The 23,941-nt window shown below is 66.4% G+C and carries 24 protein-coding genes and 1 tRNA gene; all 25 read left to right on the top strand.

Features of this window, described 5'->3' with window-relative positions:
- Nucleotides 1-59 precede the first annotated feature (59 nt).
- A complete protein-coding gene (locus KIH07_RS21345) occupies nt 60-1,070 on the top strand; it encodes an Lrp/AsnC family transcriptional regulator (RefSeq protein ID WP_226493880.1) in 1,011 nt (336 codons plus the stop codon).
- Nucleotides 1,054-1,554 (top strand): Lrp/AsnC family transcriptional regulator, encoded by a 501-nt coding sequence (locus tag KIH07_RS21340; RefSeq protein WP_226493879.1) that lies wholly within the window; start codon nt 1,054-1,056, stop codon nt 1,552-1,554. Before KIH07_RS21345 ends, KIH07_RS21340 begins: the two co-directional genes overlap by 17 nt.
- On the top strand, nt 1,541-2,023 hold the full coding sequence (locus KIH07_RS21335; RefSeq protein ID WP_226493878.1) for an AsnC family transcriptional regulator: 483 nt from the start codon (nt 1,541-1,543) through the stop codon (nt 2,021-2,023). Before KIH07_RS21340 ends, KIH07_RS21335 begins: the two co-directional genes overlap by 14 nt.
- Before the next feature lie 15 nt (nt 2,024-2,038).
- Nucleotides 2,039-3,394: a heme d1 biosynthesis radical SAM protein NirJ gene (nirJ, locus tag KIH07_RS21330; protein ID WP_226493877.1), complete on the top strand. Its 1,356-nt coding sequence runs from the start codon at nt 2,039-2,041 to the stop codon at nt 3,392-3,394.
- Nucleotides 3,387-5,000 (top strand): cytochrome D1 domain-containing protein, encoded by a 1,614-nt coding sequence (locus tag KIH07_RS21325; RefSeq protein WP_413465782.1) that lies wholly within the window; start codon nt 3,387-3,389, stop codon nt 4,998-5,000. Before nirJ ends, KIH07_RS21325 begins: the two co-directional genes overlap by 8 nt.
- Before the next feature lie 161 nt (nt 5,001-5,161).
- Nucleotides 5,162-5,722, top strand: a complete 561-nt coding sequence (locus tag KIH07_RS21320) for a cytochrome c oxidase subunit 3 (RefSeq protein WP_226493876.1) — start codon at nt 5,162-5,164, stop codon at nt 5,720-5,722.
- Nucleotides 5,723-5,733: 11 nt separating this feature from the next.
- The gene (locus KIH07_RS21315) at nt 5,734-6,009 is read left to right on the top strand and encodes a cytochrome C oxidase subunit IV family protein (RefSeq protein ID WP_226493875.1); all 276 of its coding nucleotides are present in this window, start codon (nt 5,734-5,736) and stop codon (nt 6,007-6,009) included.
- Between the two features lie 37 nt (nt 6,010-6,046).
- Complete coding sequence (gene tsaD, locus KIH07_RS21310) at nt 6,047-7,141, top strand: tRNA (adenosine(37)-N6)-threonylcarbamoyltransferase complex transferase subunit TsaD (protein WP_226493874.1); 1,095 nt, start codon at nt 6,047-6,049, stop codon at nt 7,139-7,141.
- Nucleotides 7,142-7,272: 131 nt separating this feature from the next.
- Nucleotides 7,273-8,565, top strand: a complete 1,293-nt coding sequence (locus tag KIH07_RS21305; protein ID WP_226493873.1) for a branched-chain amino acid ABC transporter substrate-binding protein — start codon at nt 7,273-7,275, stop codon at nt 8,563-8,565.
- 154 nt (nt 8,566-8,719) lie between these two features.
- Nucleotides 8,720-9,979, top strand: a complete 1,260-nt coding sequence (locus tag KIH07_RS21300; protein ID WP_226493872.1) for a pyridoxal phosphate-dependent aminotransferase — start codon at nt 8,720-8,722, stop codon at nt 9,977-9,979.
- A 209-nt stretch (nt 9,980-10,188) separates the two neighbouring features.
- A complete protein-coding gene (gene rpsO, locus KIH07_RS21295) occupies nt 10,189-10,455 on the top strand; it encodes a 30S ribosomal protein S15 (protein WP_068175401.1) in 267 nt (88 codons plus the stop codon).
- A gap of 264 nt (nt 10,456-10,719) precedes the next feature.
- Entirely contained in the window at nt 10,720-12,855 is a 2,136-nt protein-coding gene (gene pnp, locus KIH07_RS21290; RefSeq protein ID WP_226493871.1) for a polyribonucleotide nucleotidyltransferase, read from the top strand.
- A 19-nt stretch (nt 12,856-12,874) separates the two neighbouring features.
- A complete protein-coding gene (locus KIH07_RS21285) occupies nt 12,875-13,864 on the top strand; it encodes an NAD(P)H-quinone oxidoreductase (protein WP_226493870.1) in 990 nt (329 codons plus the stop codon).
- A 32-nt stretch (nt 13,865-13,896) separates the two neighbouring features.
- Nucleotides 13,897-14,643, top strand: coding sequence for a triose-phosphate isomerase (tpiA, locus tag KIH07_RS21280; protein ID WP_226493869.1), 747 nt, complete (start codon nt 13,897-13,899; stop codon nt 14,641-14,643).
- A gap of 36 nt (nt 14,644-14,679) precedes the next feature.
- Nucleotides 14,680-15,087, top strand: a complete 408-nt coding sequence (secG, locus tag KIH07_RS21275; protein WP_226493868.1) for a preprotein translocase subunit SecG — start codon at nt 14,680-14,682, stop codon at nt 15,085-15,087.
- Nucleotides 15,088-15,258: 171 nt separating this feature from the next.
- Nucleotides 15,259-15,343: transfer RNA gene (locus KIH07_RS21270), tRNA-Leu, on the top strand.
- A 49-nt stretch (nt 15,344-15,392) separates the two neighbouring features.
- Nucleotides 15,393-15,752: an NADH-quinone oxidoreductase subunit A gene (locus KIH07_RS21265; RefSeq protein WP_068175391.1), complete on the top strand. Its 360-nt coding sequence runs from the start codon at nt 15,393-15,395 to the stop codon at nt 15,750-15,752.
- A 36-nt stretch (nt 15,753-15,788) separates the two neighbouring features.
- Nucleotides 15,789-16,268, top strand: a complete 480-nt coding sequence (locus KIH07_RS21260) for a NuoB/complex I 20 kDa subunit family protein (protein WP_068175390.1) — start codon at nt 15,789-15,791, stop codon at nt 16,266-16,268.
- 40 nt (nt 16,269-16,308) lie between these two features.
- Complete coding sequence (locus KIH07_RS21255; RefSeq protein WP_226493867.1) at nt 16,309-16,929, top strand: NADH-quinone oxidoreductase subunit C; 621 nt, start codon at nt 16,309-16,311, stop codon at nt 16,927-16,929.
- A 92-nt stretch (nt 16,930-17,021) separates the two neighbouring features.
- Nucleotides 17,022-18,275 (top strand): NADH-quinone oxidoreductase subunit D, encoded by a 1,254-nt coding sequence (locus tag KIH07_RS21250; protein WP_226493866.1) that lies wholly within the window; start codon nt 17,022-17,024, stop codon nt 18,273-18,275.
- Nucleotides 18,272-18,796, top strand: a complete 525-nt coding sequence (nuoE, locus tag KIH07_RS21245; RefSeq protein ID WP_226493865.1) for an NADH-quinone oxidoreductase subunit NuoE — start codon at nt 18,272-18,274, stop codon at nt 18,794-18,796. The genes KIH07_RS21250 and nuoE overlap by 4 nt, the downstream gene beginning before the upstream one ends.
- The gene (gene nuoF / locus KIH07_RS21240; RefSeq protein ID WP_226493864.1) at nt 18,793-20,154 is read left to right on the top strand and encodes an NADH-quinone oxidoreductase subunit NuoF; all 1,362 of its coding nucleotides are present in this window, start codon (nt 18,793-18,795) and stop codon (nt 20,152-20,154) included. The genes nuoE and nuoF overlap by 4 nt, the downstream gene beginning before the upstream one ends.
- A gap of 14 nt (nt 20,155-20,168) precedes the next feature.
- Entirely contained in the window at nt 20,169-22,319 is a 2,151-nt protein-coding gene (gene nuoG / locus KIH07_RS21235; protein WP_226493863.1) for an NADH-quinone oxidoreductase subunit NuoG, read from the top strand.
- Nucleotides 22,316-23,398 (top strand): NADH-quinone oxidoreductase subunit NuoH, encoded by a 1,083-nt coding sequence (gene nuoH / locus KIH07_RS21230; RefSeq protein WP_226493862.1) that lies wholly within the window; start codon nt 22,316-22,318, stop codon nt 23,396-23,398. Before nuoG ends, nuoH begins: the two co-directional genes overlap by 4 nt.
- A gap of 15 nt (nt 23,399-23,413) precedes the next feature.
- Nucleotides 23,414-23,938, top strand: a complete 525-nt coding sequence (gene nuoI, locus KIH07_RS21225; RefSeq protein ID WP_226493861.1) for an NADH-quinone oxidoreductase subunit NuoI — start codon at nt 23,414-23,416, stop codon at nt 23,936-23,938.
- Nucleotides 23,939-23,941: the final 3 nt, after the last annotated feature.

Here is a 23,941-nt window from a genome sequence, read left to right as displayed (position 1 = left end):
GCCGCCCGGCCGTTCCGAAGGCGCTCAGCCCCGCAGTGCGCAGCACGGAGGGTAGTCCAGTGAACGCGGGTGACCTCGCTCTGCTCAACCCCTGGCAACACGGCTTCCCGCTGGTGCGCGATCCGTTTGCGCACATGGCCCAGGCGCTGGACCTGCGCGAGGCGGACGTGCTCGCGGCCTGCGAGCGCTTGCAGTGCGCGGGCGCCATCAGCCGCATCGGCGGCGTGTTCGCGCCCGGAGCCGGCGGCGCGGCCCTGCTGGCGGCGATGGCGGTGCCCCACGACCGGTTGCACGAGGTCGCGGCCACCGTGTCGGCCCACCCGGGCGTGAACCACAACTACGCGCGCGAGCATGCGTTCAACCTCTGGTTCGTCATGACCGGGCGCGACGCTGCCGCCGTGGAAGCGGCCATGTTGTCGCTGGAGCGCGCCACCGGCCTGCCCGCGCTGCGCCTGCGCATGCAGCGCGCCTACCGCATCGACCTTGGCTTCGATCTGCGCCACACCACCGCCTTGATGCCCATGCGGGTGCAGCGCGTGGCCCACGCCGAGCCCATCGCGGCGGCCGACCAAGCGCTGGCCGCGCGGGTGGAAGCGGGCCTGCCCATCACCGACCGCCCGTTCGACGCCTGGGCCGAAGCCACCGGCCGTTCCGTGGTGGACGTGCTCTACACGCTGCAGCACTGGCTGGACGCCGGCACCCTCAAGCGCTTCGGCGTCGTGGTGCGGCACCACGAGCTGGGTTTCGCGGCCAACGCCATGACCGTGTTCGACGTGCCCGACGCGCTGGTGGACGCCTGCGGCGAGGCGCTGGCGCGCCAGCCCGGCGTGACCCTGGCCTACCGGCGCGAGCGCGCGCCGCAGTGGCCCTACAACCTGTACGGCATGGTGCACGGCACCGATCGCGCCGTGGTGCAGCGCGTGATCGACCGCGTGGTGCCCGCCGCGGGGCTGGCCGGTCACCGGCACGCTGTGCTGTTTTCAACGCGCCGTTTCAAGCAGACCGGCGCGCACCGCTTTCGCGCCCTGCCGTTGGCCCCACAGGAGGTGCCCCATGCTGTCGCAGGATGACGCCCGCCTGGTCGGCTTCCTGCACGGCGGTTTCCCGCTCAGCGACCGGCCCTTTGCCGACGTGGCCGCCGAGCTCGGCAGCAGCGAAGACGAAGTGATTCAGCGCCTGCAGCGCCTGCTGTCGCAGGGCGACCTGACCCGCTTCGGCCCGCTGTTCCAGATCGAACGCGCCGGTGGCCGCTTCGTGCTGGCCGCCATGGCCGTGCCCGAAGAGCGCTTCGATGCCGTGACGAAGCAACTGGACGGCATGGCCGAGTTGGCGCACAACTACCGCCGCGAATCGGCCCACCCAGGCCAGCCCGGCGCCACGCCGCTCAACATGTGGTTCGTGCTGGCGGTCGAGGCGGCGGATGGCATCGAGCGGGTGATCGCGGAGATCGAAACAGCGACCGCGCTGCCTGTGTATGCCTTCCCCAAGGAGCGCGAGTTCTTTGTGGAACTCAAACTGCCCTTGCTGGCGGGAGGCGCGCATGGCCCTCGATGAACTCGACCGCCGCCTGATCCGCGCCACGCAGTCCGGCCTGCCGCTGGTGCCGCGGCCCTACGAAGCGATTGGTGCCACGCTGGGCATCAGCGGCGAGCAGGTGCGCGAGCGCCTGCAGGCCATGCTGGAAGCTGGCCTGATCCGCCGCATCGGCGCCGTGCCCAACCACTACCGCCTGGGTTTCACCGCCAACGGCATGAGCGTGTGGGACGTGGCCGACGACGTGGTCGATGCCCTCGGCGAACGCATCGGTCTGCTGCCCGGCGTGAGCCACTGCTACCGCCGCCCGCGCCGTCTTCCGGTCTGGCCCTACAACCTGTTCGCCATGCTGCACGGCCGCTCGCGCGACGAGGTGGAACAGCAGGCGCAAGAGATCGCCGCCCTGCTGGGCGATGCCTGCCGTGCGCGCGACATCCTTTATTCGACCGCGATCCTGAAAAAGACAGGCCTGCGGTTGACCGACTCCTGAAACGAAAGCCTCACCATGTTTCGCATCAGCCAGTACATGCGCGAGATCGCCGAAGCCGAACACACCGGCCGCTACCCGAAGCCCGCGCCGCGCGTGCGGCAGCAACCCGGGAGAAACACATCCGACGCGAAAGGCAGCACTGCCCAGGGCGCCGCCGGGCTGGCTTCGCCAGACGGCCAGCGCCGCCCCCTTGAGGGGGTCGGGCGAAGCCCGGCGGGGGTGGGGCCAGTGGTCATTTGGAACCTCATCCGCCGTTGCAACCTCACCTGCAAGCACTGCTACGCGCTCTCCGCCGACCACGAATACGCCGGTGAGCTGAGCTGGAACGAAGTCGTGACCGTGATGGACGACCTCAAGGCCTTTCGCGTGCCGGTGCTCATCCTCTCCGGTGGCGAGCCGCTGATGCGGCCCGACATCTTCGACATCGCCAACCGCTCGCGCGCCATGGGCTTCTACACCGGCCTGTCCACCAACGGCACGCTGATCGACGCCCCCATGGCCGACCGCATCGCCGCGACGGGCTTCGACTACGTGGGCATCAGCCTGGACGGCCTGCGCGAAACGCACGACAAGTTCCGCCGACTCGACGGCGCCTTCGACCGCAGCCTCGCCGCCGTGCGCCTGCTGCGCGCGCGCGGCGTGAAGGTGGGCCTGCGCTACACCATGACCGCGCTCAACGCGCACGACTTCGCGCCCTTGCTGGACCTGATGCGCAGCGAGCGGGTGGACAAGTTCTACTTCTCACACCTCAACTACGCCGGCCGCGGCAACATCCACCGCGGCCAGGATGCGCAGCACCTCGCCACGCGCGAGGCGCTGGATCGGCTCTTCGAGCGCGCCTGGGACGCCGCCTGTCGGTGTCTGGACGAGGAGTACGTGACCGGCAACAACGACGCCGACGGCCCCTACCTGCTGCAGTGGGTGCAGGCCCGCTACCCGCGTTGGGCCGACGCGCTGCGCGAACGCCTGGTGGCCTGGGGTGGCAACAGCAGCGGCGTCAACGTGGCCAACATCGACAACCTTGGCCATGTGCACCCCGACACCATGTGGTGGCACCACACCATCGGCGACGTGCGCCAGCGCCCGTTCTCGCAGATATGGAGCGACACCAGCGAACCGCTGATGGCGGGCCTGAAGGCGTTTCCCCGCCCGGTGCAAGGCCGCTGCGCGACCTGCCAGCACTTCGCCCTCTGCGGCGGCAACACCCGCACGCGCGCCCAGCAGCTCACCGGCAACCCCTGGGCCGAAGACCCGGGCTGTTACCTCACCGACGAAGAGATCGGCGCCATGGCCGGCAGCGACGTGGGCCGCCTCGCGCTCACGCCGTTCCGCAAAGTGCACATCCTGCATCAGGGGGCCAACCATGCCTGATACCCCGAAGCGCTCATCGCGCGAGGCCTTGGCCAACCTCGCCCGCGCCACGCTGGTGCTGGGCCTGTTCTGGATGGGCCTGGACATCGCCGGCGCGCAGACGGTGCCCAACCCCGCCGCGCTTTACACCCAGCACTGCGCCACCTGCCACGGCGAGCAGCGCACCGGCGCCATGGGCCCGGCGCTGTTGCCCGAAAGCCTGGAGCGCCTGCGCCCGGCCGAAGCGCTGAAAGTCATCACGCAGGGCCGCGCTGCCACGCAGATGCCGGGCTTTGCCGACCAACTGAGTGCCGCCGACATCGCCGCGCTCGCCGCGCACATTCGCACCCCGGTGTCGCCCGCGCCCGTGTGGGCCGAGGCGGACATCCGCGCCTCGCGCAGCTTCAACCCCGCGCCTGCGGGCGAGCCAGCGAAGCCGCTGTGGAGCGCCGACCCCATGAACCTGTTCGTGGTGGTGGAGGGCGGTGACCACCACATCAGCCTGCTCGACGGCGACAGGTTCGAGGTCATCACCCGCTTCCCCAGCCGCTTCGCGTTGCACGGCGGCCCCAAATTCACGCCCGACGGCCGCTACGTGTTCTTCGGTTCGCGCGACGGCTGGATCACCAAATACGACCTCTGGCGCCTGCGCGTGGTGGCCGAGGTGCGCGCGGGGCTCAACATGCGCAACGTCGCGGTGAGCGGCGACGGGAAGTGGGTCATGGCCGCCAACTACCTGCCGCACAGCGTGGCGCTGTTCGACGCCGACCTGAACCTGCAGAAGACCTACGCGGCGGCCACGCTGGACGGCAAGCAGACCTCGCGCGTCTCGGCCGTGTACGACGCCACGCCGCGCAACAGCTTCGTGGTCGCGTTGAAGGACATCCCAGAACTCTGGGAAATTTCCTACGACCCCAAGGCCGCGCCGATCTACGACGGCTACGTGCACGACTACAAGATGGGCGAGGGCATTGCCAAGCCGGGCTTCCTGGGCGTGCGCCGCACCCCGCTGGACGAACCGCTGGACGACTTCTTCTTCGACCAGAGCTACCGCCACGCGCTGGGCGCCACGCGGCCGAAAGCCGGCGATGGCGCCGCCACCGCGCAGATCGTCAACCTCGACGCGCGCCGCAAGATCGCCGACCTCCCCATCGCCGGCATGCCCCACCTGGGCTCGGGCATCACCTTCGCCTGGAACGGCAGCACGGTGCTGGCGAGTCCCAACCTCAAGGGTGGCGCCATCGACGTGATCGACATGAAGACCTGGAAACCGGTCGCCACCATCCCCACGCCCGGCCCCGGCTTCTTCATGCGCAGCCACGAAAACAGCCGCTTCGCCTGGACCGATTCGATGATGAGCCCGACCGCCAAGGACACCATGACCATCATCGACAAGACCACGCTGCAACCCGTGGCCACCGTGAAGGAGCCCGGCAACACACTGGCCCACATCGAGTTCACGAAAGACGGCAAGTACGCGCTGGCCAGCGTGTGGGAGATGGACGGCGCGCTCATCGTCTACGACGCGGCGACGTTCAAGGAAATCAAGCGCCTGCCCATGAGCAAGCCGGTGGGCAAGTACAACGTATGGAACAAGATCACGCGCTCGGAAGGCACGTCGCATTGAACGGGAGGAAGCACCCCCTGCGCCGCTGCGCGGCTTCCCCCTCTCCTGCGGGAGGGGGAAGCAGCCTGTGGCCCGGCGAAGCCGGTTCCACGGCTGCCCTGGGCGGGGCACGCGCTTCGGAAGCGTGTCCGCTGACGGGGTCGGCTGCGCCATCCCTGAGATTGGATGAACCCCGCCTGGCCGGTGACGGCATGGTCTGGCTGCTGGTGCTGGCCGAGTTGCTGGCCTTTGGCCTGCTGTTCGTCTCGTTCGCCATGGCGCGCTGGCGTGAGCCGGTGGTGTTCGCGCAGGGGCAGGCGGGCTTGGACCTGTCCACCGGGGCGCTCAACACGGTCTTGCTGGTGGCGGCGAGCTGGGCCGCGGTGCGGGCCGTGGGTGCGTTCCAGCGAGACCACCGTGTGGCCGGTGCGCGCTGGCTGCTGGTGGCCCTGGGCGGCGCGCTGGGGTTTCTGGTCGTCAAGGGCCACGAGTTCGCCGGCAAGCTGGGCGCCGGGTTCGACTGGGCCACGGACAGTTTCACCGTGCTGTACACCCTGCTGACCGGCTTTCATTTCCTGCACGTGGTGGTGGGCGCCGTGATCTTCGCGCTGCTGTGGTGGAACGCGCGCTCGGGCGTGTACGGCCCGGCCAACCACGTGGCGCCGGCCTCGGGCGCTGTGTTCTGGCACATGGTGGACCTGCTGTGGATGGTGCTGTTTCCGCTGGTGTACGTGATCCGTTGATGGCCGCAAAGATGAAACCCACCCGCGTCGACTTCATCGCCCTCGTGCTCGTGCTGGCCACCGGCCTGAGCTGGTGGCTGGGGGAGGGCGCCGCCCTGACGCAGGGCCATCTCGGGCAGGCCGCCACGCTGGCGGTGCTGGCGCTGGCCGTGCTCAAGGGTGCGCTGATCGCGCTCGACTACATGGAGCTGCGCCACGCGCCCGCCCTGTGGCGGCGCGCGGTGCTGGGCTGGCTGGCGGTGGTGATCGCGCTGGTGCTGCTGGCCAGCCTGTTGCCGCGCCCCTGAACGGCCCGCCTCGGAGCCCGCCCCGTACACTTCCGCCATGCTGATTTTGGGAATCGAATCGTCCTGCGACGAAACCGGCGTGGCCCTGGTCGACGCCAGCGGCCACGACACACCGCGCCTGCTCGGCCACGCGCTGCACAGCCAGATCGAGATGCACCAGGCCTATGGCGGCGTGGTGCCCGAACTCGCCAGCCGCGACCACATCCGCCGCGTGCTGCCGCTCACCGACGAGGTGCTGGCGCAGGCCGGCCTGCCGCTGTCGGCGGTGGACGCGGTGGCCTACACCCGCGGGCCGGGTCTGGCCGGCGCCTTGCTGGTGGGCTCGGGCGTGGCGTGTGCCATGGGCATGGCGCTGGGCAAGCCGGTGATGGGCGTGCACCACCTCGAAGGCCATCTGCTGTCGCCGTTTCTCAGCGCCGATCCACCGCGGTTCCCGTTCGTGGCCCTGCTGGTGTCTGGCGGCCACACCCAGCTGATGCGGGTGGACGGCGTGGGCCGCTACGAGCTGCTGGGCGAAACCATTGACGACGCCGCGGGCGAGGCTTTTGACAAATCGGCCAAGCTGCTGGGGCTGGGTTACCCGGGCGGGCCGGCGCTGGCCCGGCTGGCCCTGGAGGGCAACCCGCTGGCCTACAAGTTCCCGCGCCCCCTGCTGCACAGCGGCGACCTGGACTTTTCGTTCGCGGGCCTGAAAACGGCGGTGCTGACCCAGGTGAAGCGGCTGGCCCACGCGCGGCCCGAGGGGCCGGCCACGCCGCAGCTGGCGCAGGCACTCGACGTGGCGCAAAAGGCCGACGTGGCCGCCAGCGTGCAGGCCGCCATCGTGGACGTGCTGGTGAAGAAGTCGCTCTCGGCGATCGGATCCACCGGCCTGCGCCGTCTGGTGGTGGCCGGTGGGGTGGGCGCCAACGCGCTGCTGCGCGAGCAGCTCAACGCCACCTGCCAGCGCCAGAACGTGCGCGTGCACTACCCGGAGCTGCACCTGTGCACCGACAACGGCGCCATGATCGCGCTGGCCGCCGGCCTGCGTGTGCAGGCCGGGCTGCTGGCGCCGGGTGGCGGCGCTGCGGCCTACCGCTTCGACGTCCGGCCCCGCTGGCCGCTGTCGGAACTCGCCATCACCGCCCTCTGAAAAATGCCCGAAATACCCGGGTGGGGTAGTCTCTGTAATTATGAATTAGACTGCGCAGGCCTGTCGCCTTGGTGACAGGCCTGACGCCGCCGGTGCCCTGCCGGCGGGTTTTGAACCACGGAGTGCATTCCATGAACCGACCGAATTTTCCGCGCCGCCGCGCCCTGGCGGCCCTGCTGTTGGGCGCCGCCAGCGTCACGAGCGCCTGGGCCCAGAGCCCGGCCGCACCCGCCGCCAGCGCCGCTCCCGTGCGCATCGGCATGATCGAAGGCCTCTCGGGCCCGTTCGCCAACACCGGTGAAGCGGTGTACCGCAACCTGGTGTGGGCCACCGAGCGCGTCAACGCCCGCGGCGGCGTGAAACTGCCCGGCGGCAACCGCCCGCTCGTCATCGAGCGTTTCGACAGCAAGGGCCAGACCGAAGAGGCGCTGTCGGCCCTGCGCTCGGCGATCGACGGCGACATCACCATCGTGACCCAGGGCAACTCTTCGGCCGCGGCCGCCGGCCTGATCGACGCCATCAACAAGCACAACGAACGCGACACCACAAAGCAGGTGCTGTTCCTGAACTACTCGGCGGTGGACCCGGTGCTGACCAATCAGAAGTGCAGCTACTGGCACTTCCGCTTCGACGCCCACGCCGACATGCGCATGAGCGCGCTCATGAGCGTGCTGCGCGATGACAAGGACCTGAAGAACATCTACCTGATCGGCCAGGACTACAGCTTTGGCCAGGCGGTGCTGCGCGAAGCCCGCAGCCAGCTGGCCGCCAAACGCCCGGACGTGAAGATCGTGGGCGACGAGCTGCACCCGATGGCGCGCGTGAAGGACTTCGCGCCCTATGCGGCCAAGATCAAGGCCAGTGGCGCGCAGGCCGTGCTGACCGGCAACTGGGGCAACGACCTGACGCTGCTGGTCAAGGCGGCCCGCGAGGCCGGTTTCGATGGCTCGTTCTACACCTTCTACGGCAACGCCATGGGCGCGCCCGCGGCCATCGGCGACGCCGGCATCGGCAAGGTGGTCGCAGTGGCGGACTGGTTCCCCAACGTTCCGACGAAAGAATCCGAAGCGTTCTACCAGTCGTTCCGCCAGCGCTTTCCCAACCCGGCCGACGACTATGTGCACATGCGCATGCAGCTCATGATCGAGTCGCTGGCGCAGGCCATCGAACGCGCGGGCTCGGTCAACGCGGCCGCCGTGGCGGCGCAGCTGGAAAAGGCCGAGGTCAAACTCGCCGGCCAGAGCGCCCACATGCGCGCCGCCGATCACCAGTTCCAGCAGCCGCTGGCGGTGGCGGTGATGGACCGCCAGGGCGCCCCGGGCGTGAAATTCGACGTCGAAGGTTCGGGCTACGGCTTCCGTGTGGTGCGCAACCTGATGCCCCAGCAAGCCGAGCAGCCCCACAGCTGTAACATGGTCCGGTAGAGGCCCCCCCCGCCGCGCTTCGCGCGAACCCCCAGGGGGCGGCACTGGCCGTCCGGCAAAGCCGGACCGGCGGTGCCCTGGGCTGGACCGTTTCATGCGGCGCGGGTCACGCTCCGGCGCGGTGGATCAACCGATATGAAAAAGGAAATACCCGATGCGAGCCGTGGTGGAGAGTCTTGAAGAATCGCGCATTCGCGAGGTGGCCAACGAAGGCCTGGGTCGCGAGGGTGTGCTCAAGTTCTGGTTTGGCGAGAGCGACGAGGTCACGCCGGCCTTCATCCGGGAGGCCGCCATCGCCTCGCTGCAGGCGGGCGAAACCTTCTACGCTCACAACCTCGGCCTGCCCGAGCTGCGTCACGCCATTGCCGGTTACACCCATGGCCTGCATCCCCAGCAAAGCACCGACCAATGGTTCGACCGCGTCGCCGTCACCTCGGGCGGCGTCAATGGGCTGATGCTGGCTTCGCAGGCACTGGTGGAGGCGGGCGACGAGGTGGTGGTGGTCACGCCGGCCTGGCCCAACCTCGTGGCGCAGCCGCAGATCATGGGCGCCACGGTGAAGACGGTGCCGCTCAAGGTGATCGCGCAGGGCGAACGCGCCGGTGCCTGGACGCTGGACATGGACGCCCTGCTCGCCGCCATCACCCCGGCCACGCGGCTGCTGATCGTCAACGCCCCCAACAACCCCACCGGCTGGACGCTCACCCGCGACGAGCAGTCCGCCATCCTCGCGCACTGCCGCCGCACCGGCACCTGGATCCTGGCCGACGAGGTGTACGAGCGCCTGTATTTCGCTGGCGACTCGGGCAACGTTCTGGCGCCGGGCCGCCCCAGGCCGGAGGTGTCCTCTGGGGGAAGCGGCGCAGCCGCGCAGGGGGGAACCGTTTCGGCGCCGAGCTTTCTCGATGTGTCCGAACCCAAAGACCGGCTCATCGTCGCCCACAGTTTTTCCAAGAGCTTCCTCATGACCGGCTGGCGTCTGGGCTGGCTGGTGCTGCCCAAGTCGCTGACCCACGCCGTGGGCAAGCTGATCGAGTTCAACACCTCGTGCGCCCCGGTCTTCACCCAGCGCGCGGCCGTGGTGGCCATCGAACGCCACCAGGACGTGACACCCGCGCTGGTGGCACACCTGAAGCACTGCCGCGACACCCTGGTGCCGCTGCTGCAGGCCGTGCCCGGCGTCACCCTGGCCGAGCCTCGGGGCGGCATGTACGCCTTTTTCCACCTGGCGGGGCACGACGACTGCCTGGACACCGCCAAGCGCCTGGTGCGCGAAGCCGGCCTGGGGCTGGCACCCGGCAGCGCCTTCGGCCCCGAAGCGGCCGGCTGGTTGCGCTGGTGCTTCGCCAGCCGCGACCCGTGGCGCCTGGAAGAGGGCGTGCAGCGCTTGGCGAAGTGGCTCACCCGCGCCTGAGGGCGGCCATTCGACGACGGTTCCCGGGCGGTGCTCCCGCAGACACGGGCCCATGGCCATGGCCCTGCCGGGGAAGGTGCGGTAGGCTATAATTCGCGGTTGCCATCTTCTGGATGGCGATTCACGCCCGTTGCGGCGGTCGGGTCTGAACCCTTCGTTCAGAGGCCGGCAGGCTGCGGCGGGACGCATGTAACCCCCAGGAATCCGACATGATCGAAAAATCCATCAAGGCAGCTGTTGTTGCCGACAACGCCCGCGCTGCCAACGACACCGGCAGCCCCGAAGTGCAGGTCGCCATTCTGACCGCCCGCATCAACGAGCTGACCCCCCACTTCAAGACCCATGCCAAGGACCACCACGGTCGCCGTGGCCTGCTGCGCATGGTGAGCCGCCGCCGCAAGCTGCTCGACTACCTGAAGTCCAAGGACGCCGACCGTTACGTCGCCCTGATCGCGAAACTGGGTCTGCGCAAGTAATTTTGGACCCGGCATGACACGCAAAACGCCTGAGTTGGTTCGCTGGCTCGGGCGATTTTTGTTTGTGCATGCCGTTTTTTGATTCCGGAAAAGCCGCAACAGAGCGAAGCTGTGTCATTCCAAAGGGATTGGTCGCCGTGAGGCGGGTGACCAGACTCTCTGGAATGGCATCGTGTTCTGGGTTGTTTTTCCGGGTTGTGTGCAGTACATCTGCACGGTTTGCCACCCAACTTTCAACGGGTGGCCACGCAAAGGAGAAACTCCATGAGCCTTTTCAACAAAGTCACCAAGACCTTCCAGTGGGGCCCGCACACGGTCACCATGGAAACCGGCGAAATCGCCCGCCAGGCCACCGGCGCCGTGCTGGTCAACATCGATGACACCGTGGTGCTCGCCACCGTGGTCGCCAAGACCGAAGCCAAGGCCGGTCAGGACTTCTTCCCCCTGACGGTGGACTACACCGAAAAATCGTACGCGGCCGGCAAGATCCCCGGCAGCTTCTTCAAGCGCGAAGGCCGCCCCAGCGAACTCGAAACGCTGACCTGCCGCCTGATCGACCGCCCGATCCGTCCGCTGTTCCCCGAAGGCTTCTACAACGAAGTCCAGGTCATCGTGCACGTGGTCAGCCTGAACCCCGAAGTGCAGGCCGACATCGCCGCCATGATCGCCACCAGCGCCGCGCTGGCCGTCAGTGGCATTCCGTTCAATGGCCCCATCGGTGCCGCTCGCGTGGGCTACGTCAACGGCGAGTACGTGCTCAACCCGGGCCAGACCCAGTTGAAAGACAGCCAGCTCGACCTCGTGGTCGCCGGCACGCAGGCCGCCGTGCTGATGGTGGAATCCGAAGCCCAGCAGCTGAGCGAAGAAATCATGCTCGGCGCCGTGGTGTTCGGCCACGAGCAGGGCAACATCGCCATCGCCGCCATCAACGAACTGGTGCGCGACGCCGGCAAGCCGGCCTGGGACTGGCAGCCGCCGGCCAAGGACGAGGCGCTGATCGCCAAGATCGATGCCCTGGCCAAAGCCAAGCTCGAAACCGCTTACCAGATCCGCAACAAGCAGGCCCGCACCCAGGCCTGCCGCGCCGCCTACGCCGACGTGATGGCGGCCCTGAAAGAAGAGGGCGTGGCCTTCGACAGCGTGGCCATCGAAGCCCTGCTGTTCGAGATCGAAGCCAAGATCGTGCGTGGCCAGATCCTGGCCGGCGAGCCCCGCATCGACGGCCGCGACACGCGCACCGTGCGCGCCATCGAAATCCGCAACGGCGTGCTGCCCCGCACCCACGGCTCGGCCCTGTTCACCCGCGGTGAAACCCAGGCGCTGGTGGTGGCCACGCTCGGCACCGACCGCGACGCCCAGCGCATCGACGCACTGGCCGGCGAGTTCGAAGACCGCTTCATGCTGCACTACAACATGCCTCCCTTCGCCACCGGCGAAGCCGGGCGTTTCGGCACCCCCAAGCGCCGCGAAATTGGCCACGGCCGCCTGGCCAAGCGCGCGCTGATTGCCGCGCTGCCGAGCAAGGAAGACTTCCCCTACACCATGCGTGTGGTCTCGGAAATCACCGAGTCCAACGGCTCCTCGTCGATGGCTTCGGTCTGCGGCGGCTGCCTGGCGCTGATGGACGCCGGCGTGCCCATGAAGGCGCACGTGGCCGGCATCGCCATGGGCCTGATCAAGGAAGGCAACCGCTTTGCGGTGCTGACCGACATCCTGGGTGACGAAGATCATCTGGGCGACATGGACTTCAAGGTCGCTGGCACCACCAACGGCATCTCGGCGCTGCAGATGGACATCAAGATCCAGGGCATCACCAAGGAAATCATGCAGGTCGCACTGGCCCAGGCCAAGGAAGCCCGCATGCACATCCTGGGCAAGATGCAGGAAGCCATGGGCGAAGCCAAGACCGAAGTGTCGAACTTCGCGCCCAAGCTCTTCACCATGAAGATCAACCCCGAGAAGATCCGTGACGTGATCGGCAAGGGCGGCGCCGTGATCCGCGCGCTGACCGAAGAGACCGGCACCCAGATCAACATCGACGAAGACGGCACCATCACCATCGCGTCGACCGACAGCGCCAAGGCCGACGAAGCCAAGCGCCGCATCGAGCAGATCACCGCCGAAGTCGAAATCGGCAAGGTCTACGAAGGCCCGGTCACCAAGATCCTGGACTTCGGTGCCCTGATCAACCTGCTGCCCGGCAAGGACGGCCTGCTGCACATCAGCCAGATCGCCCACGAGCGCGTGGAAAAAGTGACCGACTACCTGAGCGAAGGCCAGATCGTCAAGGTCAAGGTGCTCGAGACCGACGAAAAGGGGCGCGTCAAGCTGTCCATGAAGGCGCTGATCGACCGCAACAGCGGCGAGCAGGCCCAGCAGCAACAGCAACAGCAACAGTGAGTCGCGCGCACGTCTGGTCATGAAAGCCGTTGAAATCAGCGCCTTTGGCGCGCCCGAGGTGCTGCGCCTGTGCGATCGTCCCATGCCCGAAGCGGGCGAGGGCGAGCTGCTCATCCGCGTCGCTGCATCGGGGGTCAACCGGCCCGACGTGCTGCAACGCACCGGCAACTACCCCGTGCCACCCGGTGCGTCCGACATTCCCGGCCTCGAAGTGGCGGGCGTGATCGAGTCGGGCGACGCCGCGGCCATGGCGGCGGCCGGATTCCGGGTCGGCGACCGCGTCTGTGCGCTGGTGGCGGGCGGCGGTTATGCCCAGTACTGCGTGGCACCGGTGGCGCAGTGCCTGCCGGTCCCTGAAGGTCTGGACGATGTGGCTGCGGCCTCCTTGCCCGAGACCTTCTTCACCGTCTGGAGCAATGTGTTTGATCGCGCCCGTTTGCAGGCCGGTGAAACCCTGTTGATCCAAGGCGGCACCAGCGGCATCGGCGTGACCGCCATCCAGATGGCCAAGGCCCTGGGCGCACGCGTGATCGCCACCGCGGGCAGCGACGACAAGTGCGCGGCCTGTCTGGCGCTGGGGGCCGACCACGCCATCAATTACAAGACGCAGGACTTCGTGCGCGCCGTGGCTGACTTCACCGAAGGACGCGGCGTCAACGTGGTGCTCGACATGGTGGCCGGCAGCTACGTGGCGCGTGAGCTGGACTGCCTGGCCGAGGATGGCCGGCTGGTCTTCATCGCGGTGCAGGGTGGCGTCAAAGCCGAGATCAACGCTGGCACGGTGCTGCGGCGCCGGCTGACCATCACCGGCTCGACCCTGCGTCCGCGTCCGGTGGTCTTCAAGGCGGCGATCGCGAGTGCCTTGCGTGAACACGTCTGGCCGTTGCTGGCCAGTGGTCGCATCAAGCCCGTGATCTACCGGGTGTTTGACGCCGGTGACGCTGCGGCCGCGCACGAACTGATGGAATCCAACCGCCACATCGGCAAGCTCGTCCTGACCTGGGCGTGACCGGTGTGCGTCGTCAAGCTGGAGTGAATCCCATGAAAAAACTGATCGCTGGCAACTGGAAGATGAACGGCTCGCTGGCCGCCAACGAAGCCTTGGTCAAGGCCATGCTCGACGGTCTGCAGGGCTCTGAGCCCGCGGCCGACATGGCCTTGTGCGCCCCCGCTCCCTATCTGGCACAGCTGCAGTCGTTGCTGCAGGGCAGCCCCGTGGCCTGGGGTGCACAAGACGTTTCGGCCCATGAGCAAGGTGCGTACACCGGCGAGGTGAGCGTGGCCATGCTCAAGGACTTCGGTTGCCGCTACGCCATCGTCGGCCACTCCGAGCGCCGCCAGTACCACGGCGAGACCGATGCCCTGGTGGCGGCGAAGGCGCAGCGCGCGCTGGCGGCCGGCGTCACGCCCATCGTGTGCGTGGGTGAAACCCTGGACGAGCGTGAAGCGGGCCAGACCGAGCTCGTGGTCAAGCGGCAGCTGGCGGCGGTGATCCACACGGTGGCCCACTGCATCAGCGAAATCGTGGTGGCCTACGAACCCGTGTGGGCCATCGGCACCGGCAAGACCGCCACGCCCGAGATGGCCCAGCAAGTGCACGCCGTGCTGCGGGCCCAGCTTTCGGCGGCCACGCAACACCCCGAGCGCGTGCACATCCTCTACGGCGGCAGCATGAATGCGGCCAATGCGGCGAGCCTGCTGGCGCAGCCCGACATCGATGGCGGTCTGATCGGCGGTGCGTCGCTCAAGGCCGCGGACTTTTTGCAGATCGTGGCCGCGGCGCGTTGAGCCCTGGACACGTTTCCCACCATTCCGGAGAAATAAATGAATGTTTTGTTGACCATCCTCCTCGCGGTGCAGGTTCTTTCCGCGCTCGGCATGATCGGCCTGATCCTGATGCAGCACGGCAAAGGTGCCGATGCGGGCGCGGCCTTTGGTGGTGGCGCCGGTTCGGCCAGCCTGTTCGGCGCCTCCGGAGGGGCGAACTTCCTGTCCCGCAGCACGGCCGTGCTGGCTGGCATCTTCCTTTCCTGCACACTGGGGTTGGCCTACTTCGGCAACCTGCGTGAGGCGCCGAGTTCGGGCAGCGTGCTGGAGGGGGCAGCCGTGCCCGCGCAGCAGCCGGCCGCGGCCCAGATTCCCGACTCCAAGCCGGGTCAGCCAGCGGCCCCGGCTCCTGCTGCGGATGCGCAACCCGCGGGCACTGGCGCCGCGCAGATTCCAGGCAAGTAATTCTTGCGAAATCGATCGGTGGTATAGGGCGGCTTTCCCGCCGCGCCACTCTACCGATACGGTTTGAAAAACCATGGTGTGCCCCCGAAAATCAAGGTGGATTCAGGGTAAACTCTATGGGTTGTCAGCAAGGCTCACACCGACCCTCGTGAGCCAGACAATGCAGACCCAGCCGACGTGGTGAAATTGGTAGACACGCTATCTTGAGGGGGTAGTGGCGAAAGCTGTGCGAGTTCGAGTCTCGCCGTCGGCACCAATCTTTGGACAACATGGCCCGTGAGCCATGTCAGCGGAACTTACCCAAGATGAGTCTCGAACAATACCTTCCCGTGCTCTTGTTCATTTTGGTGGGTATCGCTATCGGGATCATCCCCCAGGTCCTGGGCTACATCCTAGGCCCCAACCGCCCGGACGCGGAAAAGAACTCTCCTTACGAATGCGGCTTCGAGGCTTTCGAAGATGCCCGCATGAAGTTCGATGTGCGCTACTACCTGGTGGCCATTCTCTTCATTCTGTTCGATCTCGAAATCGCGTTTCTCATCCCCTGGGCCGTGGCCTTTTCCGACATCGGCGTCACCGGTTTTCTGGCGGGGGTGGTCTTCCTGGCCATTCTGACCGTAGGCTTTGCTTATGAGTGGAAAAAAGGTGCGCTGGATTGGGAATGATGAATAGCAACACGTGCGGGATCACCGGAGCAGCTCATGATTGAAGGCGTTTTCAAGGAAGGTTTTGTCACCACGAGTTATGACTCGGTGGTGAACTGGGCCAAGACCGGATCGCTGTGGCCCATGACTTTCGGTCTGGCCTGTTGCGCGGTGGAGATGATGCATGCGGCCACCGCGCGTTACGACCTGGGGCGTTTCGGCGCCGAGGTGTTTCGTGCCAGTCCGCGCCAGTCCGACTTGATGATCGTGGCCGGCACCCTGTGCAACAAGATGGCGCCGGCGCTGCGCAAGGTCTACGACCAGATGGCCGAGCCGCGCTGGGTGCTCTCCATGGGGTCGTGCGCCAATGGCGGTGGCTATTACCACTACAGCTACTCGGTGGTGCGCGGTTGCGACCGGATCGTGCCGGTTGACGTCTATGTGCCGGGCTGTCCGCCCACGGCCGAAGCGCTGTTGTACGGAATCATCCAGCTGCAGCAGAAGATCCGCCGCACCAACACCATCGCGCGTGCCTGAGCGGCTGCGGTCCACGGGTTCAAGTCCAGAAAGACGGTTCATGAGCGAGACAGCCACGACCTACACAACCAGCCCCGAGGCCATCCAGGCTTCACTGACCGCTTTGCTGGGCGAGCGGGCGCAGTCGATCGACGTTGAACGCGGTGAGGTCACGCTGGTGGTGGCCGCTGCCGACTACCAGGCGGTGATGCAGACGCTGCGTGACGCGCCGCAAACCCGGTTCGAGCAACTGATCGATCTGTGTGGCATGGACTACTCCACCTATGGCGACGGCCGCTGGGAGGGGCCGCGTTTCGCTGTCGTGGTGCATCTGCTGTCCGTCAGCCTCAACCATCGGGTGCGGGTTCGCGTGTTCTGTCCCGAAGACGATTTCCCCGTCGTGGCATCGGTGTCGGAACTTTGGGCTTCGGCCAACTGGTACGAGCGCGAGGCTTTCGATCTTTATGGCATCGTGTTCGAAGGTCACAACGACCTGCGGCGCATCCTGACCGACTACGGATTCATCGGCCACCCCTTCCGCAAGGACTTCCCGCTGTCGGGCCACGTCGAGATGCGCTACGACGCCGAGCGCGCGCGGGTGGTCTACGAGCCGGTCACGATCGAGCCGCGTGAGGTCACACCGCGTGTGATTCGCGAAGACAACTACGGCGGACTTCACTGACATGAACCGCCCCCACGCTCATCACTTCATGTATTCGCTGCCCCCCATGGGGGCGCAGGGCGCCCTTGGGGCGGCCCGGCGGGAGCCCTGTCATGGCTGAAATCAAGAACTACACACTGAACTTCGGTCCGCAGCACCCGGCCGCGCACGGCGTGTTGCGCCTGGTGCTGGAGCTCGATGGTGAGGTCGTGCAGCGCGCCGACCCGCACATCGGCCTGTTGCACCGCGCCACCGAAAAGCTGGCCGAACACAAGACCTTCATCCAGTCGCTGCCCTACATGGACCGGTTGGACTACGTCTCGATGATGTGCAACGAGCACGCTTACTGCCTGGCCATCGAGAAGCTGCTGGGCATCGAAGTGCCGATCCGCGCGCAGTACATCCGCGTGATGTTCAGCGAGATCACCCGTCTGCTCAACCACCTGATGTGGCTGGGCTCGCACGGCAACGACTGCGGCAGCTCGACCATCCTGATCTATGCGTTCCGCGAGCGCGAAGACCTGTTCGACATGTACGAAGCGGTGTCGGGCGCGCGCATGCACGCGGCCTACTTCCGTCCGGGCGGTGTGTACCGCGACCTGCCGGACACGATGCCGCAGTACAAGCACAGCAAGATCCGCAATGCCAAGGCCATGGCCGAGCTCAACACGAACCGCCAGGGTTCGCTGCTCGACTTCATCGACGACTTCACGCAGCGTTTCCCGACCTACCTGGCCGAATACCACACGCTGCTGACCGACAACCGCATCTGGAAACAGCGCACCGTCGGCATCGGTGTGGTGACGCCAGAGCGTGCGCTCAACCTCGGTATGACCGGCCCCATGCTGCGCGGCTCCGGCATCGCCTGGGACCTGCGCAAGAAGCAGCCGTACGACGTGTACGACCGCATGGACTTCGACATCCCGGTCGGCAAGACCGGTGATACCTACGACCGCTACCTCGTCCGCATGGAAGAGATGAAGCAGTCCAACCGCATCATCAAGCAGTGTGTGGACTGGCTGCGCGTGAACCCGGGTCCGGTCATCACCGACAACCACAAGGTGGCACCGCCTTCTCGCGAAGCGATGAAGTCGAGCATGGAAGAGCTGATCCACCACTTCAAGCTCTTCACCGAAGGTTTTCACGTGCCTGAAGGCGAGGCTTATGCGGCCGTCGAACATCCCAAGGGCGAGTTCGGTATCTACCTCGTGAGCGACGGCGCCAACAAGCCGTACCGCCTGAAGATCCGCGCCCCCGGTTTTGCCCACCTGTCCACCATGGACGAGATGGCCAAAGGTCACATGCTGGCCGACGCGGTCGCCATCATCGGCACCATGGACATCGTTTTTGGAGAGATTGACCGATGATCTCTGAGACCCAAGCCGTGAGCGCCGCGACGCTCGCCGACGCCACGCTGCAGCGCTTTGCGCGCGAAGTGGCCAAGTACCCCGCGGACCAGAAGCAGTCGGCCGTCATGGCCTGTCTGGCCATCGTGCAGCAGGAGCAGGGCCACGTGAGCCTGGCCGCTGAAAAGGCGATCGCCGCCTACCTCGACATGGCGCCTATGGCGGTGCACGAGGTCACGACCTTCTACAACATGTACAACCAGCGGCCGGTGGGCAAGTACAAGCTCAACGTCTGCACCAACCTGCCGTGCCAACTGCGCGACGGCAACAAGGCGCTGGCCCATCTGGAGCACAAGCTGGGCATTGCCATGGGCGAAACCACGGTCGACGGCCTGTTCACCCTGCAGCAGAGCGAATGCCTGGGCGCGTGCGCCGACTCGCCGGTGATGCTGGTCAACGACCGCCACATGTGCAGCTTCATGAGCAACGAGAAACTCGACCAGCTGATCGACGGTCTGAAGGCCGCGGAGGCCAAGGCATGAATGCAGAACAGGTGATTTCGCAGTTCCGCGCCACCGGCGTGCAGACCTGTTTCCACGACCGCCACATCAATCCGCAGATCTATGCCGGGCTCAACGGCAACAACTGGTCGCTGCAGGACTACGTGGCGCGTGGCGGCTACCAGGCCCTGCGCAAGGTGCTGGGCCAGGACGGCGCCGAGGGCCTCACGCAGGATCAGGTGATCGCCACCGTGAAAGAGTCCGCGCTGCGTGGACGCGGTGGTGCGGGTTTCCCGACCGGTCTGAAGTGGAGCTTCATGCCGCGTCAGTTCCCGGGTCAGAAGTACCTCGTGTGCAATTCGGACGAAGGCGAGCCGGGGACCTGCAAGGACCGCGACATCCTGATGTTCAACCCGCACATCGTCATCGAGGGCATGGCCATCGCGGCGTATGCCATGGGCATCAGCGTGGGCTACAACTACATCCACGGCGAGATCTTCGAGGTCTACGACCGCTTCGAGGCCGCTCTGGAAGAAGCGCGCGCTGCGGGCTTCCTGGGTGACAAGATTCTGGGCAGCAACTTCAGTTTCCAGTTGCACGCGTTCCACGGGTTCGGCGCCTACATCTGCGGTGAAGAGACCGCGCTGCTCGAATCGTTGGAAGGCAAGAAGGGCCAGCCGCGCTTCAAACCGCCGTTCCCGGCCAGCTTCGGTCTGTACGGCAAGCCCACCACCATCAACAACACCGAGACCTTCGCGGCCGTGCCCTGGATCATCCGCAACGGCGGCCAGGCCTACCTCGAATGCGGCAAACCCAACAACGGCGGTACCAAGATCTATTCGGTCAGTGGTGACGTGGAGCGCCCGGGCAACTATGAAGTTCCCATGGGCACGCCGTTTGCCACGCTGCTGGAGCTCGCTGGCGGTGTGCGCACCGGTCGCCAGCTCAAGGCCGTGATCCCCGGTGGCTCGTCGTCGCCCGTGCTGCCCGCATCCATCATCATGGAATGCACGATGGACTACGACTCCATTGCCAAGGCCGGCTCCATGCTCGGCTCGGGCGCCGTGATCGTGATGGACGACTCGCGTTGCATGGTCGAATCGCTCAAGCGCTTGTCCTACTTCTACATGCACGAGAGCTGCGGTCAGTGCACACCCTGCCGCGAAGGCACGGGCTGGCTCTGGCGCCTGGTGGACCGCATCCACCGCGGCGAAGGCCGGCCGGCCGACATGGCGTTGCTGGACAACGTGGCCGAGAACATCATGGGCCGCACCATCTGCGCCCTGGGCGACGCGGCCGCCATGCCGGTGCGCGCCATGATCAAACATTTCCGGCCCGAGTTCGAGGCCATGATCAAAGCCGATGCCGCTGCTTCGCAGTCGGCCCCGGCCACGGTCTGATAGCGGGACACACCATGGTTGAAATCGAACTCGACGGCCAGAAGGTCGCAGTGCCACCGGGCAGCATGGTCATGCATGCCGCCGAAAAGGCGGGCACTTACATTCCGCATTTCTGCTACCACAAGAAGCTCTCCATCGCGGCCAACTGCCGCATGTGTCTGGTGGACGTGGAGAAGGCGCCCAAGCCCATGCCCGCGTGCGCCACGCCGGTCACGCAGGGCATGATCGTCCGCACCAAGAGCGACAAGGCCATCAAGGCCCAGCAGTCGGTGATGGAATTCCTGCTCATCAACCACCCGCTGGACTGCCCGATCTGCGATCAGGGCGGTGAGTGTCAGTTGCAGGATCTGGCGGTGGGCTATGGCGGTTCGGGTTCGCGCTACGAAGAAGAAAAACGCGTGGTGTTCCACAAGGAGGTGGGGCCGCTGATTTCCATGGAGGAGATGAGCCGCTGCATCCACTGCACCCGCTGTGTGCGCTTCGGCCAGGAGATTGCAGGTGTGATGGAGCTGGGCATGTCGCACCGCGGTGAGCATGCCGAAATCGAGACCTTCGTCGGCAGCACGGTGGATTCCGAGCTGTCGGGCAACATGATCGACATCTGCCCCGTGGGTGCGATCACCAGCAAGCCTTTCCGCTACAGCGCCCGCACTTGGGAACTCTCGCGCCGCAAGAGCGTGAGTCCGCACGATGGCACCGGGGCCAACCTGATCGTCCAGGTGAAGAACCACAAGGTGATGCGTGTCGTGCCGTTCGAGAACGATGCCGTCAACGAGTGCTGGATCGCCGACCGTGACCGTTTCTCCTACGAAGCCGTCAACAGCGAAGACCGTCTGACCGCGCCCATGATCAAACAGGGCGGCGAGTGGAAGACGGTGGACTGGCAGACCGCGCTCGAATACGTGGCCAACGGCCTCAAGCAGCTCAAGGCCGAACACGGCGCTGGCGCCATCGGCCTGCTCGCGAGCCCCCACAGCACGCTGGAAGAACTGGCGCTGGCCGGTGCCCTGGTGCGTGGCCTGGGCAGTGAAAACATCGACAGCCGCTTGCGCCAGACGGACTTCGGCAATACCGCCGCAGCCGGGTCGGCTCGCTGGTTGGGCATGCCCATCGCCGCGCTGTCCTCGCTCCAGCGCGTGCTGGTCGTCGGCTCCAACCTGCGCAAAGACCATCCGCTGTTCGCGCAGCGCATTCGCCAGGCCGCCCGCAAAGGCGCCCAGGTGAACGTGGTCAACGACCAGGCGCAGGACTGGGCGATGCCGATCGCGAACGCCGTGACGGTTGATAGCGATCATTGGGTGATGGCGCTCGCGGGCATCGCCGCCGCCGTGGCCGCCGAAACCGGTGTGCAGACGCCCATCGCGGGCGAAGTCAATGACACGACCCGCGCCGTGGCCCGGTCCTTGTTGGGTGGTGAACAGAAAGCCATCCTGCTGGGCAATGCCGCGGCCCACCACGAGAAGGCTTCCAGCCTGCTCTCCCTGGCCAACTGGATCGCTCAGCAAACCGGTGCGACGGTCGGCTACCTCACCGAGGCCGCGAATACCGTGGGTGCCCAGCTGGCGCGTGCGGTGCCGGGGCAGGGTGGTCTGCATGCGGGCCAGATGCTGGGTGGTGCGCTCAAGGCCACGCTGTTGCTCAACACCGAGCCGGCGTTCGACAGCGCGGTCGGCGCCCAGGGGCTGCGTTCGTGTGGTGGCATGGTCGTCACGCTCAGTCCGTTCAAGGCCAACCTGGACCTGAGCGATGTGCTGCTGCCCATCGCGCCGTTCACCGAGACCTCGGGTTCCTTCGTCAACGCCGAAGGCCGGCTGCAGAGTTTCCATGCCGTCGTGCGTCCGCTGGGCGATACGCGCCCGGCCTGGAAAGTGTTGCGCGTGCTGGGCAATCTGCTGGGCCTGTCGGGTTTCGATGCCGACTCCTCGCAGGCGGTGCTGGCTTCGGTGCTGCCCGGTGTGGCTTCCGGGGCGTTGGTGGCCACTGCCCGTTTGTCGAATGCCGACGCGGGCGTTGGCCCGGCCGCTGCCGATCTCGGACCTGCCCAGTCCCGGCCCTGCGTGGCCTCGATCTACCAGCTCGATTCGCTGGTGCGTCGCGCCACCTCGCTGCAACTCACGAACGATGCACGGACGGGCAACGCCCAGGTCGAAGGAGCAAGTGCATGATCGACGCGATGTACAACGGTGGCATGGGCCTGATCGCCGCGCCGTGGTGGACCACGGCGGCCTGGCCGGTGCTCTGGATCCTGATCAAGATCGTGGTGGTGCTGGCGCCCTTGATGGGCGCGGTCGCCTACCTCACGCTGTGGGAGCGCAAGCTGCTGGGGTTCATGCAGGTGCGCCTGGGCCCCAACCGGGTCGGCCCGTTCGGTCTGCTGCAACCGATCGCCGATGCGATCAAGTTGCTGACCAAGGAAATCATCAGCCCCAGCGCCGCCGCCAGCGGGCTGTTCCGCCTGGGTCCGATCATGGCCATCATGCCGGCGCTGGCCGCGTGGGTGGCGGTGCCCTTCGGACCGGATACGGTGTTGGCCAACGTGAACGCCGGCCTGCTGGTGATTCTGGCCATCACCTCGATCGAGGTCTATGGCGTGATCATTGCCGGCTGGGCGTCGAACTCCAAGTACGCCTTTCTGGGCGCGCTGCGCGCCTCGGCCCAGATGGTGAGCTACGAAATCGCCATCGGTTTCTGTTTCCTGGTGGTCATCATGACCGCCGGCAGCTTGCACCTGGGCGAGATCGTGGCTTCGCAAAGCCGCGGCATGGCCGCCGGCATGGGGCTGAACTTCCTGTCCTGGAACTGGTTGCCTTTGCTGCCGATCTTCTTCGTCTACCTGATCTCGGGTGTGGCCGAAACCAACCGCCACCCCTTCGACGTGGTCGAAGGCGAAGCCGAGATCGTGGCTGGCCACATGGTCGAGTACTCGGGCATGGGTTTCGCCATCTTCTTCCTGGCCGAATACGCCAGCATGTGGCTGGTGTCCATCCTGGGTGTGCTGATGTTCCTGGGGGGCTGGCTGCCCCCGATCGACAGCGCGCTCTTCAACTGGATTCCCGGCTGGATCTGGCTGGGCCTCAAGACCTTCCTGGTCGTGTCCATGTTCATCTGGATCCGGGCCACCTTCCCGCGCTTCCGCTACGACCAGATCATGCGTCTGGGCTGGAAGATTTTCATTCCCGTGACGCTGATCTGGCTGCTCCTCGTGGGCGGTCTGATGCAGACGCCGTGGAACATCTGGAAATAAGCAGGGCGAACCACCATGTCTACCACCTCTGCCACCACGGCCGTTGTCGCGCCGTTTTCCCTGCGCGATTTCTTCAAGAGTTTCCTGCTGGTCGAGCTGTTCAAGGGCCTGGCCCTGACCGGACGCTACGCGCTGCGCCGCAAGGTGACGGTGCAGTTTCCGGAAGAAAAGACCCCGCTGTCGCCGCGTTTTCGCGGCCTGCATGCGCAGCGCCGGTATGAGAACGGCGAAGAGCGCTGCATCGCCTGCAAGCTGTGCGAGGCGGTGTGTCCGGCCCTGGCCATCACCATCGAGGCCGGTGAACGCGAAGACGGCACCCGCCGCACGACCCGCTACGACATCGACCTGACCAAGTGCATCTTCTGCGGTTTCTGCGAAGAGGCCTGCCCGGTGGACGCGATCGTCGAGACCCACATCCTCGAATACCACGGTGAAAAGCGCGGCGATCTCTATTTCACCAAAGAGATGCTGCTGGCCGTGGGCGATCGCTACGAAACCGAGATCGCCGCGGCCAAGGCGGCCGATGCGCCCTACCGCTGACCC

This window comes from Hydrogenophaga taeniospiralis (genome assembly GCF_020510445.1).
In the GTDB taxonomy this organism is placed as follows: domain Bacteria; phylum Pseudomonadota; class Gammaproteobacteria; order Burkholderiales; family Burkholderiaceae_C; genus Hydrogenophaga.
This window is presented reverse-complemented; position numbering and strand designations above follow the sequence as displayed.

Bases quoted from the DNA above. Each gene is read 5' to 3' on its own strand.
- KIH07_RS21340 (WP_226493879.1), top strand. From the start codon at position 1,054: ATGCTGTCGCAGGATGACGCCCGCCTGGTCGGCTTCCTGCACGGCGGT.
- nuoF (WP_226493864.1), top strand. From the start codon at position 18,793: ATGAATGCAGAACAGGTGATTTCGCAGTTCCGCGCCACCGGCGTGCAG.
- KIH07_RS21260 (WP_068175390.1), top strand. From the start codon at position 15,789: ATGATTGAAGGCGTTTTCAAGGAAGGTTTTGTCACCACGAGTTATGAC.
- nuoI (WP_226493861.1), top strand. From the start codon at position 23,414: ATGTCTACCACCTCTGCCACCACGGCCGTTGTCGCGCCGTTTTCCCTG.
- pnp (WP_226493871.1), top strand. From the start codon at position 10,720: ATGAGCCTTTTCAACAAAGTCACCAAGACCTTCCAGTGGGGCCCGCAC.
- rpsO (WP_068175401.1), top strand. From the start codon at position 10,189: ATGATCGAAAAATCCATCAAGGCAGCTGTTGTTGCCGACAACGCCCGC.
- nuoG (WP_226493863.1), top strand. From the start codon at position 20,169: ATGGTTGAAATCGAACTCGACGGCCAGAAGGTCGCAGTGCCACCGGGC.
- KIH07_RS21285 (WP_226493870.1), top strand. From the start codon at position 12,875: ATGAAAGCCGTTGAAATCAGCGCCTTTGGCGCGCCCGAGGTGCTGCGC.
- secG (WP_226493868.1), top strand. From the start codon at position 14,680: ATGAATGTTTTGTTGACCATCCTCCTCGCGGTGCAGGTTCTTTCCGCG.
- tsaD (WP_226493874.1), top strand. From the start codon at position 6,047: ATGCTGATTTTGGGAATCGAATCGTCCTGCGACGAAACCGGCGTGGCC.
- nuoH (WP_226493862.1), top strand. From the start codon at position 22,316: ATGATCGACGCGATGTACAACGGTGGCATGGGCCTGATCGCCGCGCCG.
- KIH07_RS21265 (WP_068175391.1), top strand. From the start codon at position 15,393: ATGAGTCTCGAACAATACCTTCCCGTGCTCTTGTTCATTTTGGTGGGT.
- KIH07_RS21325 (WP_413465782.1), top strand. From the start codon at position 3,387: ATGCCTGATACCCCGAAGCGCTCATCGCGCGAGGCCTTGGCCAACCTC.
- nirJ (WP_226493877.1), top strand. From the start codon at position 2,039: ATGTTTCGCATCAGCCAGTACATGCGCGAGATCGCCGAAGCCGAACAC.
- KIH07_RS21255 (WP_226493867.1), top strand. From the start codon at position 16,309: ATGAGCGAGACAGCCACGACCTACACAACCAGCCCCGAGGCCATCCAG.
- KIH07_RS21335 (WP_226493878.1), top strand. From the start codon at position 1,541: ATGGCCCTCGATGAACTCGACCGCCGCCTGATCCGCGCCACGCAGTCC.
- KIH07_RS21315 (WP_226493875.1), top strand. From the start codon at position 5,734: ATGAAACCCACCCGCGTCGACTTCATCGCCCTCGTGCTCGTGCTGGCC.
- KIH07_RS21300 (WP_226493872.1), top strand. From the start codon at position 8,720: ATGCGAGCCGTGGTGGAGAGTCTTGAAGAATCGCGCATTCGCGAGGTG.
- tpiA (WP_226493869.1), top strand. From the start codon at position 13,897: ATGAAAAAACTGATCGCTGGCAACTGGAAGATGAACGGCTCGCTGGCC.
- nuoE (WP_226493865.1), top strand. From the start codon at position 18,272: ATGATCTCTGAGACCCAAGCCGTGAGCGCCGCGACGCTCGCCGACGCC.
- KIH07_RS21305 (WP_226493873.1), top strand. From the start codon at position 7,273: ATGAACCGACCGAATTTTCCGCGCCGCCGCGCCCTGGCGGCCCTGCTG.
- KIH07_RS21250 (WP_226493866.1), top strand. From the start codon at position 17,022: ATGGCTGAAATCAAGAACTACACACTGAACTTCGGTCCGCAGCACCCG.